General features: G+C 55.7%; 4 protein-coding genes and 2 pseudogenes. 2 read left to right on the top strand and 4 right to left on the bottom strand.

Annotated features, from left to right (window positions below; genetic code table 11):
* Positions 1–258: 258 nt before the first annotated feature.
* Positions 259–1,375: pseudogene (locus KBY96_RS15265) on the bottom strand (ISAs1 family transposase).
* Between the two features lie 470 nt (positions 1,376–1,845).
* Here KBY96_RS15265 and KBY96_RS15260 point away from each other — a divergent pair.
* A pseudogene (locus KBY96_RS15260) lies at positions 1,846–2,261 on the top strand (transposase); the annotation flags it as partial.
* A gap of 192 nt (positions 2,262–2,453) precedes the next feature.
* On the opposite strand, the gene KBY96_RS15255 reads toward KBY96_RS15260, so the two are convergent.
* The 3 genes from KBY96_RS15255 to KBY96_RS15245 all read right to left on the bottom strand — a co-directional run bounded on the left by KBY96_RS15255 (position 2,454) and on the right by KBY96_RS15245 (position 10,757).
* A complete protein-coding gene (locus KBY96_RS15255; RefSeq protein WP_254980394.1) occupies positions 2,454–3,770 on the bottom strand; it encodes a hypothetical protein in 1,317 nt (438 codons plus the stop codon).
* Between the two features lie 112 nt (positions 3,771–3,882).
* Positions 3,883–6,447, bottom strand: coding sequence for a glycosyltransferase (locus tag KBY96_RS15250; RefSeq protein ID WP_254980393.1), 2,565 nt, complete (start codon positions 6,445–6,447; stop codon positions 3,883–3,885).
* Positions 6,448–7,370: 923 nt separating this feature from the next.
* Positions 7,371–10,757 (bottom strand): rhamnan synthesis F family protein, encoded by a 3,387-nt coding sequence (locus KBY96_RS15245; RefSeq protein ID WP_254980392.1) that lies wholly within the window; start codon positions 10,755–10,757, stop codon positions 7,371–7,373.
* 76 nt (positions 10,758–10,833) lie between these two features.
* Between KBY96_RS15245 and KBY96_RS15240 the strand changes: the two genes are divergently transcribed.
* A complete protein-coding gene (locus KBY96_RS15240) occupies positions 10,834–11,532 on the top strand; it encodes a hypothetical protein (RefSeq protein WP_254980391.1) in 699 nt (232 codons plus the stop codon).
* Positions 11,533–11,534: the final 2 nt, after the last annotated feature.

Genomic DNA, 11,534 nt, shown 5'->3' with positions numbered 1-11,534 from the left:
CGTCAATTACCCGCCAACCACCCGCCAACAGCAGCCCCCCCCACCCCCCTGCCATGGCAGGGGGGTGGGGGGGGCTGACCCGCCAACGTAATTGACGCCACCCGCCTATGTAGTTGACACCGGGCAGATCAGGAGCAGCAGTGCGGTGAGCACCATCCCAGCCACCGGGGAGGGAGGAAGCCCATGAGCATCCCGTTCCTCCCGATCCACCCCCATCCACATCACCAACGACTGATGAGCAAGACCAACCGGCGCCGGCTACGGCGTCAACAAGCCGGGGCTAAAGCCCCACAGGGTGGGCCAGATTTCGTGTCGCCGGAGGACCAATTCCGGATGTCGCTTGACAAGCAATGCCGTGATGTCGTGCATCACGGCCTGCATGCCAGCTCGTATCGACTGAAAGCCGGCCAGCCGCAGCAGGTTCAGGGCTGCCGTGCGGAGGGTGGCCATGGCCCCAGCGCCATTGCCCCGGTAGCGGTGGTCGTCTTCATGGAGCTGGGTGTCACGGATCCAGTGCCAGCCCTCAATGCTCCAGCGGTCGCGCACCAGTTGCAGTAGGGCTTCTGGGGTGGTGCGCAGGCTCGTGAGAAACAGGTGCGTGGCCTGGAACGGCTTGCCGTCGCGGGTGCCGGTGGCCGCCACCTCCACGATCCAGCCGGTGCCAATCCAGGCCTGGCCGATGTACTCCGGGGCCGGTTTGGCGCGCAGCGTCCAGGTGATGTCCCGGCCGTGGCTGATCTCGTGATCCGTTGCCACAAAAGGGATGTACCGCTTTCCCTGGAACTGGCTGCGGATCTGACGGTGGAGGATCTTCTGGTTGGCTTTGACGGTCAGGAGGAAGTCGGCCCCCTGCTCCTGGAGCTGCCGAAAAAGGCTTTTGCGTGTGCAGCGCATCCGCCTGGATCAGCACGCCCTCCAGATCCAGCTCTCCAAGCAGCTGCCTGAGCACCGCCCGCTCGTGGTTCTCGCCGGTGGCGTAGCAGGCCTGGCTGATCGCCACGCCCAGGGCAGCGGAGTAGATCGTCACCTGTGCAATGAAGGCGGAGCCTCCACCACGCGTGGGCTCGATCGAGCCCCTCAAGGTCTTGCCGTCACAGATCAGCTGGTCGAGATCGGTTGCGCCACCAGGGATCTGGGCAATTGTCCAATCACGGATCGCGGCGCAGAGAGCGGTCACGTCCACCTGCAGGAAGAAGTAGCGGAACGAGGAATCCGACGGCGGACGGCGCAGCTCAACTCCCAGCGCTTCAGTCAGAACGCTGTGGTGACGGATGGCAAAACGCTCCAGATCCCGGAGGCTCTGGCAGCCGCTCAGAATTCCGAGCACGGCCACCAGCAGCAGATACCAAGCCGGAAACCGCACCCCGCGCCGCATCCGCGCATCGGGGATCGACCTCAGATAGCTGATCAGGTCGAGATCGGTTGCGGCAGAGGCGCTGTCGGACACAAGGAGGAGGCGATTCCGCCAACCTCAACCCATGCTGACAGGAGCGGCAAGAGTGCCTGTGAAACACTTTGAATCAGCCCTGCGCCGAGAGGGCGCTGCGGCAGGCGGTGATTCAACGCAAGATCAGTCACGGCGTCCAGTCCCGCAGCGGTGGGCTTTGCCGCACGCGGCTGCTGACGGTGTGCACGAGCCTGCGGCAACAAGGCCGCGATGTGTGGAGCTTCCTCGAGCTGGCCTGGGCTGCCCATCGGATTGGAGGTGAGATGCCCTCACTGCTACCCAACAACTGAGCAGCGCTCACGCACCTGAGGCATCAGCAGAGCAGATCAGCAGACTCGCTTGATGACCATGGGAGCCGAAGTGCCGTGACTCAGCGTCTCGCCCCTGAATGGGTACGTGACGGTTTTACCTTCCTCGATCGGCTGAGTCATGATCCCTACAACGAAGGAGAAGACCTGAAGGCTCAGGCAAGAGCCTATCGACGCCGATATGGCCACTATCCAAAGGTGATCTGTGCTGATCAGATTTATCGAACGCGAGCCAACCGAGCCTTCTGCCAGCGTCATGGCATTCGCTTGAGTGGTCCGCGCCCGGTCGCCCCAGGAGCGATCCACAGTTGCTGGCGGAGGAGAAGAAGCAGTTTCTTGATGACCAGCGACAACGCAATGCCGTTGAGGGCGAGATTGGCTTGGGGAAGCGACGGTATGGATTGGATCTGATCCGCGAGAAGCTCGCCACGACCCAGGGTTCCGCCATTGCGTTCAATGTGCTCGTCATGAACCTCGACAAGCTCTTGGAGCTTCTTTTTTCCTTGTGGCCTGCTGGCTACAGCTGCTTCTGGCCCATAGAGCAGCCTGCAACTCTCATATGGCGGTGCTGAGTGAGCATCCTGCTGCCGCCTGAGGATCAATCGGCAAGCTGGCGGGGATACCCAGGACTTATCACCTGAGACGCCGCTTGCCTTTCTCAGGAGACCCCAAGTAGCGAATAACTGTGGAAGCATCTGTTATGATCTCGCTGAGGGCTTATTGCCATTCACAAACACTGAGTCCGACATTAGTAGCTTTCGAGGCATTGCCCGTTCTTGGAAGGTTCTCGCGAACAGAAGTTGCAGATCCTTGGTTGTTTTCTCTGATTTTGCCAGGATTATTCTCATCATCTTCAGTGCTTTTCTATTCCAATCCAGCTTATTCGAAATTAACTGCATCTCAATGCCCTTCTTGGTTAGCAAATTGGCAACCTCTTGCCTCTGCGCTACTTCGTCTGCCAATCGTTGACGCAAGGATTGCTTCTGTATTCCGTGCTCTAATAGCTCTTCTTGTAGCCTTCGAATAATATCTACTGATTCAGTGAGCTGACCCTGTGCATATGAGTACTCAGCACGCAGAGTTTGAATATTCTGCTTTAACCCTATAACTTCGCTGGTCATCCGGTCACGATCAGCCTCCCATTGAATCGACGACTCGTTGATAGACGTTTCAAGCCGCCTAGACTCTCCATGGCTCACCTCAAGCCTTTTAGCCAGTTCCAAGTTAAAGGAATAGAATGGAACTTGAAGTATGCGACTGCTGCACTTTATTACAGCACACATGGCTAATGCTCCTTTGGTTTGAATTTCAGCTGTTGGATAATAGCTACTTTGGGACGTGTTTTTGATCGCATTCCACAGATCCAGGGCACGCATGGCTAACTCATTATCAGACCAAACTTCGGATGCCCCGTCTTGATGCACTAAATGGGTTTTTGTTCTTGCCTTAAGAGTCTTCATTACCACCTGAGTCCTTGTGTCAACTTTCATCTTATCTTCAGTCTTCTGATTGCTTTTGATGCAATATGCTTGTGTGAATCTAGCCAGTTTCTCTGCCGCATCCAAAGAACCACTAATCAGATTCTCAAAGGATAAAATTGCTACTGGTAAAGACGCGTTGCCAATGAAGGCATGGTAGTTATAGATGATCCACATACCCAGAGCATGTTCTAGTGACAATCCATTTCGCTGCCTAAGTGAATGAGCCGCTGCAAGTGGATTGCGGATAATTCCTAACGAGGGGAGTGTAACATTTAGTATTCTGTTAATAAAGTCAATTGTGAGACATAAATTCGGATCTTTGTCAATCCATGTGTTGTCGCCGGAAATAGGGTGTGATCCCAAGAAAGTGTCAATTGTTTTTTGCTCAATTCTCCCCATCACGTGCTCAACTCTGGGTGTAACTATCCAAGGCGAATCCCATCTATGACCTACACTCTCAAGGAGACTATTGTTTAAGTTAAAAAGTTCAATACTCTCATAAAAGCCTTCGGGATTATCCGATGCGCCAGGCATCATGGTAAACGGAAGTGAGACAGTATTGACACAAAGATCGTGTAGGACTGATGTGAGCAGTGAGGTGCCTGAACGATGAAAGCCGATTACGAAACTCATAATTGATTTAGAGTTAAACTGATATTGACTGAGTACTAGGATCTGTTTGACTTATCACCTTTCTGAATAGGGCCCGATTGTCCTTTACTGCCTGCTGTGCCATCTCAATTGATTTTGTCAAAGAAGAGCCATGTCTCTCTAAGGCTTGTTGTTCGTAAAGACTGTCCAGTGTCGCAAAGCACATGATTAATTCATCGATGTTATTGTAAAGCATGCCACGACTGGCCTGTGAGAGGATGTCTTTTGCGCCCCCGGAATTATGCACAAACGGGATGCAGTTGTTTGCTAAGGCATCGAACACTGAAATTCCAAAATGCTCGCATAATTCAGGATTAGCCTCAACATCTATGCCAAGGCCTGTCCCGTGCACGTACGCAAATGCATTACTGTATAACCGAAGAATTGTGTTTCGATCGGCATTGGGAATGAGAACTACTGTTTCATCCTCGATCAACTTCTGGCATTCTTCATAGTGATTCACTGAGCTTAGAATAGAATTATCGACAGAACCTGCAACTATAAGTTTCCACTCGGATCCCAGTCCTCCTCTCTGTTTGGCCAGATTATAGGCTTTAATTATTAGGTGCTGATTCTTACAGTGCCCATGAAAATTAAATCTTCCAACTGAAGCAATAACCTTCTGTTTCTTCATCGCTTGCGTGGTCTCTACTTCGCAGCCAAGTACGGGATAGACTACAGTTGCGCTGTGGGTACCCCAGTATCGAGTTGCCCACTCATGAGTAAAGTTCGAATTATGCAAAAAGGTATAGGCAGCGATTAACTCCTCGGGCATCGTCCTAGTTGGAAAGGAAACGATATAATAATTTCTTAAGGCGCGAGGGAGGAGTAACGAACAGTATGTAGAGTTTATAAATATATCAAAGAATCCTGTCGTCAGAGAGTTAATCTCATTGAGCTGTAATGATATGCACTTGCCCAAGTCAATTGCAAAATACTGAGCCAGTTTCTTAATATCAAATGGATGCTCTGAAAGAAGATAGACTTCATGGCCTTCCCATTCCGAGATCCTACTCGCGATATCAAGTGCATGTTTTTCGCCGCCACCCATTGTTGTCCAATATGAGTTGTATACTGCAACCGTAATCGTTTCCCTTTTCTGCGATCTTTTCAAGCCTGCAAGGCCGTCTGTAGGGTATAGAGACTGTATCTTTTCAATCAAATGAGGGCTCGCTTTATCTGATAACTGTTTATTAATCAGCTCCTGTGCATAACTCGTATCAACAATACTTCCAGTCATCCATTGGTATAGCGTCCTACTTCTGCCAACAAGATACGCCCAGTTTGGGCTGCTTTCTTGTGTTGTCTCAGAATGTCGATGGTAAACGATACTTGTGGGGCAATAGAGTATTTGATAATGATGTAGTTTCATCCAGTAGCTCAATTCAGTGTCTTCAAAATAAGCAAAGAAATACGGACAAAAGAGCTGTCGTGCTACCCATGCCAAGCGATGGATGAGCACACAGCAGCCACAAAATGCATCCACGTGAGTTAGCGTAGAATACTCAGGTCTATCCTCATCAGAAAAACCCCTATCAAAGGCCATCCCCATCTTGTCCATTCCGCTACCAGCATTATTTATTATCCTCCTTGACATGCTTTTTACCTGGCTAGTTCTGGTAATCTCAAACTGCCTTCCAATCTCAATTAAGCCCTTGGCTTCCAAGTTATCTCCTATATAAACTTCTGCCTTTCCTGTTATTTGATTGCCGGTGGCTTTGTCGTCGCTTTCAAGTGGCAGGATTTCCAAGCTGATCGATTCTCGCTCTTCAGGTGAGGGAAAATCAATGCAAATGCAATTCTGTTCGTCTGGCCAAACATACCTTCCGCATGGAGAACTTGTGCCATTTCGGATAAATATCTTGCGGTATTCCAGTTTATTCACGGCAGCTTCCAAGTCAAGCCTGCAATCTCCAGGTGAATTCTTGATCCAAACCCTGATGAACTCACGATAAAAGTAGATCTTTGGACATGCTGCCAAGGCATGGCTTGACTCATGGGAGATTCCACGGAGCATTTCCTTGATGGCATCTTCCCCTAATCGAGTGTCGGGATTTAGCAATAATAAGTACTCCCCGCGAGAGCGCGAAGCGCCTATATTATTTCCTTCGGCATAGCCCACGTTGTCACCGACCTGGATGTAAACGTAGTTATCAACAGCTTCTGCAAGTAGGCTCTCATTGTCTTCGGATCCGTTCTCTACCAGAATAATCTCGTATTCAGTGTATGTCTGAGATTTTATCGATGGCAACAGCTCTCTAAGGTTCTGGGATGAATTATAGCTAACAATAATTATGCTTACCAGGGGGCAGGTCTCGATCCGTGTGACAGGTGCTTTTTCGTTCACTCCACGGGCAATCTTCTTGTTGTAGTAGGAGTTAGGCGGTGGGTAGGAATCTCTGCATTGATCGCCCTGAATTAGGGTTCCCATAACGAAATGCAGACTTTCGACCAGGACCTCAGGAACTTCTAGTGCTTTAATCTGAAGAGCTACTTCTTCTGCGCCAGCTCTGTTTCCTGAGCTTAGATCCTCGTAGAATCTCTTGATGAGATGATTCATTCTTTTCTGTGGTGCTACTTCTTGGGGGTGGGGTGATTTAGTTGTGTGCTCGATTGAAACGGCGTCTTGTTGAGCCAGCTTCTGGTGCTTTGTGTATCATATCCAATCACCGGAATGTTTGCGAGCAGGGATGCTGTCTGTATGGATCTTGTGATTGTAGCCCCGCACTCAGCGCCCCCCTGAAATTCAAGGACTTTATTGTGTGGCTGACGCAGTTTTCAGTTTGAATGGCGCCGCGGTGTGGTGGGGGGCAAGCGATAGAAGCTGCAAGGTGTGCCAACTCCTTTTTCTCCTTGCACTGAACAAGGCTACAGCCCCCGCGTGCTGTGGCCTGTAGAAGCGTGGTTTGAACACCGATGATCTTAGGGAAACTCTCGATAATCAGGATTTCTGCAGCTCTTGAGCCCTGAAATCTCTGGATGAGACCTTCCGCTCTGCTTATGAATTGATATCTGTTTGTTCACGGGTATAATCTACCCTTTCTTATTTCTCAGGCCTTGGAATGGCCATTTGGGCATCCCCCTTCCCTTGTATGATGTTGCAAGCACTTGAATCCACGACATGAACAGATTTGTGAGCGCTGTAGAACATCTACCTTGCGGTGGGTTCATTCATACCGCGCAGCCGCGTCTTCTGAGCAACTAATTCCTGCTTAAGTCTTGGTCGTTTCAATCAGAGCCTCCAGCTTTCCCTCCTGCGCGCCTGGCAGTGACCCAAGAATGCGGCATTTCCCATTGCCAGCAATCGGCGTCTTTTGGGAGACCTGGATCGGCGCATCCTCTCCATCGGTTTCCCACTGAGCGAATACTGCTGCTGTTTGTGGTTCCGCCACCTGTTGATCTGAGATCGGAGTCCTTGGATCCCACGCCTCCCTTGGCATTCCGCGCCAACTACAAATACTCTGGCATTCATCTTTAGCGGTTCTAACATGATCTCCACGGGCCACTCAGGTGGCCATCGATTACTTCTGTCAGCCCCGGCCTTTCTTTATTTAGTATTTCTCGCCAGTTGTGAATATCCATCCTCCGCGGGTTGCGCTCGAGCAACTCCTTCTTTATGAACGGAAATCTTTTTTCTTCTATGAGCTCCTTCCAGTGGGTATGAGTAATGTTCCCGTGGCCTTGCATGTACAATGCCTCCCGCGTATAGCCAGCTTTCTCAAGCGTGGCACTCCAGCCAACTTCATTGTGTTTCACCAGCTCGATCTTGCTGTTCCATGTGCTTACCCTTTCCCAGAACTCCCTGAATACAGGTGCTCTCACCACCCTACTGCGATAGGCAATGAAGTAACTCTGTAGATGTGGCCGTACTGTGGTGACCTCCGTGAGGCCAACCACGTCTGCGCTGCTTTGCTTCAGGCGCCTGAAGAGACCTTCCAGGCTGAAGATGGGGCCATAGCAACTGTCGTTCGCGAGAATCAATTCGGGCGTCTGCATAACGTCTGGCCAGCAATAGCTGATGCCTGCCTTCCAGCTTCCAAAGTCATGACCTTCGTTCTCACGGATCAACACCACATCGCACAGATCCCGGAGCTGTTGCAGCCTGTGCTGATCGTGCACCAGATCCGGACAGGCTGACACGAAGGCCAGATCCACATGGCGTCTGTACTCCCGCAGCTGCTCCAGCACATCTTCTCGCACCTCCCCATTCCCATCCCAGTGCACATAGATCATCAACGACCTCTCCCGTCCCGCTCTGAATTCTGGCCTTCTCCATGCCCATATCAGGTGATTCTGCGATAACTTCCCGCCTCCATCTTCCAAGCCTACCGGCTCAAACAGCCGTGAATCGGGATTGAGCTTCGGGTGATGCAGAGGATCACCCTGCACGAAGCGGCGGGGGTAGCGCTCCCGTAGGCGAGCCGATTCCTGATACAGACGCTTGCGCTTCTCGCCCTTGCGATCCCGCCCGCGGCTGTGCGATTCCAGGTGCAGGATCCTGGGCTCAGGTGTCACCACCACCGCAAAGCCTTGCTGTCCCAGCCGCCAGCAGAGGTCAACATCGTTGTAGGCCACAGCGAAGCTCTCCTCAAACCCGCCGATCTGATCGAAGGCTTCGGCCCGCACCATCAGGCAGGCTGCCGTGGCTGCCGACCACTGCTCCTGCACCTCCAGGGCGGCCACCATGGCTGTTGCCGCTCCCGGCTCCATGCCTTTCCCCGGAGACTGGATGTCGTGGAACTGCCCCGCCACCGCCATCAGGCCGTGATGCTGGATGCGGCCATCTGCGTACACCATCCGGGCGCCCACCGCCCCCACATCCCGGCAGCCAAATGGATCGAGTACCTGCTCGATCACCCGCGGCGATTGGAACACGATGTCGTTGTTGAGAAACAACAGAAAATTGCCCGTGCAGCTCTGCCGGGCGCGGTTGTTGAGGGCGGCAAAATTGAACGGCCGCTCATCCCGCAGCCCGATCACGGGCACTGGGCTGTGCTGCTGCAGTTCTGCTGCCAGGCCGATGGCGTCTTCCTCCGTGCTGCCGTTATCGATCAACACCAGCTCGAGAGCCATCCCTCCGGCGTTGCTGAGCAGCGATGCCACACAGCTGCGGGTCAGCGCCGCCTGGTCGCGGAAGGGGATCAGCACCGACACCCGATCCTTCGGTTGCGGCAGTCGCCGCACCATGAACGTGCCCTGGCGCGGGCCTGTGGCGATCACGCCCTCTGGGAGGAGCCTGGATCGGGCCTGGCGCTGCACCAGAGCCGTGAGCTCCTGGAGCTGGCTGTGGCTGAGCCCTTGCCGATGGGACGGAGCGCTGATGGGGAGCACGGCCGGGTTGGACAGAGGGTCACGGAGCAGCAGCACCTCGGGCAGCTGGTGGATCCGGGCGCCACGGCCCATCAATTGCAGGGCCAGATCTCTCACCAGGGCGTGCAGGCTCCTGTAGGTGGGGGCGCAATCCAGCCCCGCCAGCACCGACACGGGCACGCCCACCAGCCCCGGGATGACGCCCCGCGTCAGCAGCCGGAAGGCTGTGGGCCTGGCCTCCAGCTGGCGCAGCCCCACCCGCCGCGGCTCTCGGCACCAGATCAGTTCCTCGTCACTGCAGATCAGCTCAACCGGCTGCCAGCTGATCACACGCGACAGCGTTGGCCAGGCTCCTGGTGCCGTGCTGTCATCGGCCCCCAGGAAGGCCACGAGTGTGTCGCTCCGGCCTGGAGCGGCCCATTGCAGCCATTGCTCCGCCAGGGGGCGATCCAGCCAGAACAGTTCACCACGATCAAAGCCACCGTCCACGGCGCGCTGGCGGGCCCTGCGTTCCAGTTCCGCCACGCCAACCTGTTCGGCCAGGTGCGCTGTGACCGTGAGCAGAAGAATCCCGCACCAGCGGGTGCCCTGTCGCCCGCTGCCCCCGCGTCGTCGTGTCCGCACGGGCCGTTTCTGCCAATGGCGCAGCAGGCCATCGATGCGATCGGGCTGGCGTCTGGCCAGCCATGCCGCATCGATGGCCAGAAGCGAAGGTTCTGAACAGCTCTGAACAGCCTTCAGGCTGATGACCCCATCACCAGAGCCCACCAGCTGAATCAGTGGTGCTGGATCCATGTCGGCCAGCCCGCGAATCCAGTGGCCCCACTGGGGTGGGGGCTCTGTGCTCTGGTTCCAGAGCACGTAGCGACCACCGCGGCCGAGCACAAGCCGGGACGCGTCCTCCGCCAGAGCGGCACAGTCCGCCAGGCTGGACACCACCCGGGCAGCATCGAATCCCAGACGCAGTGCGCGGAGATGGGCAGTGGCCTCGGCCTCCTCCGTCGGCTCACCATCAGCGGCGATCTGCAGCCACACCCAGGCCGATGCCAGGCTGGCGTCCAGCGTGCTGGGGTGCCAGTGGGCCAGGGCCGAGTCAACCGCGAGCGTGGCTGGATCGGCCTCCAGGGCCAGACATTCCAGGGCACTGAGGCGCTGCAGCCAGTGACGTCGCTTCGGGGTACGCCTCAGTTGTTCCCGGTAGACCGCAATGGGGATCGGAGGCAGACCCGAGTAGAGCGGGCGCTCTCCTCGCAGCACTGGATTGAGTCCACTCCTCACGAAGGTCTCCAGGTCATCGCCGTGGCAGATCGCCAGCCGCTGGGGGTCCAGGGGAGAGTGGGCCAGAGCCTCGGGAAGCGCCGGGACCAGCAGCAGCGGGGCCGGCACCAGGGCTGGGTCGAGGAAGCTCTCGTCCAGACCCGGGTGACACCGCTGCAGAATGGCTGCCAAAAGGGGCGCGGGGTAGTCCAGCCGCCGCATCGTTTCGATCGCCTCAAGGCACGCTGCCAGATCCCCAGCCTGCAGCGCCTGGCTCAGCATCAGCCCTGGAGCTCTGTTCATGCCTGAACCAGGATGGCTGGGCTGATCATGCTCCTCGAACAGCAGCCCAGCTGCCGCTCGTTCTCCTGCAACCGCCATGTTTCGCTGGGCCTCGCCGCACCGGATACCCACTGATCTGGAAACCCTGCTGAGGCATGCCGGGGGAGACCGTTGCCCCTGCAGTGAACCCCACGATGTGCTCGTGTTCCTGCCCCCCCATCGCCTGCTTGCCGGGGAGATCTCTGCGCTGCACGACCTCCGCCATGCCTACAACGGACTTGAGAGCACCGATCCGGCCATCGCCTCCATCAACGGGGATCGACTGCTGGGCCAGAGCGCGGCTGCCATTGCCCTCTGGTCCCAGGGACATCCCTGGCCGCGTCCCCTGCAACTGGCGGCTGTGGATCCCCTCCTGGCCGTCGCAACCCGCGCGCTGCTGGAGCGGGAGCCGGACCTCGAGCGGGGCTATCTTCAGATCGACAGGCTCTCCGACCGCGGTGGCGCTTCTGCCGATGAAGCCTATGCGAGCAGACTTCAGCCCACGGCTGAGGCCTTGCTGAGGAGCTGGTCACAGCCCCGCACCGTGGCCTCAATTGGCAGGACTCCCGAACAGGAGCGTGACCACCTGCGGGGTGTGGCCATGCAGGATGAGCTGGAGCGGGCCGTGCTCGACGGTCACGCCCTCAGGGAGCAGGTCGCTCAGCTGCGGCAGATCAATGCGCATGTGCGGGCTGAGCTGCATCGCTCTCTGGCCGTGGGCGGCCGAGTGATGCAGCTCATGGGCCGTCTGTACTGACG

The organism is Cyanobium sp. ATX 6A2 (genome assembly GCF_024346355.1).
Classification (GTDB): Bacteria; Cyanobacteriota; Cyanobacteriia; order PCC-6307; family Cyanobiaceae; genus NIES-981.
This window is presented reverse-complemented; position numbering and strand designations above follow the sequence as displayed.

Bases quoted from the DNA above. Each gene is read 5' to 3' on its own strand.
- KBY96_RS15255 (WP_254980394.1), bottom strand. From the start codon at position 3,770: ATGCCTGGCGCATCGGATAATCCCGAAGGCTTTTATGAGAGTATTGAA.
- KBY96_RS15250 (WP_254980393.1), bottom strand. From the start codon at position 6,447: ATGAATCATCTCATCAAGAGATTCTACGAGGATCTAAGCTCAGGAAAC.
- KBY96_RS15245 (WP_254980392.1), bottom strand. From the start codon at position 10,757: ATGAACAGAGCTCCAGGGCTGATGCTGAGCCAGGCGCTGCAGGCTGGG.
- KBY96_RS15240 (WP_254980391.1), top strand. From the start codon at position 10,834: ATGTTTCGCTGGGCCTCGCCGCACCGGATACCCACTGATCTGGAAACC.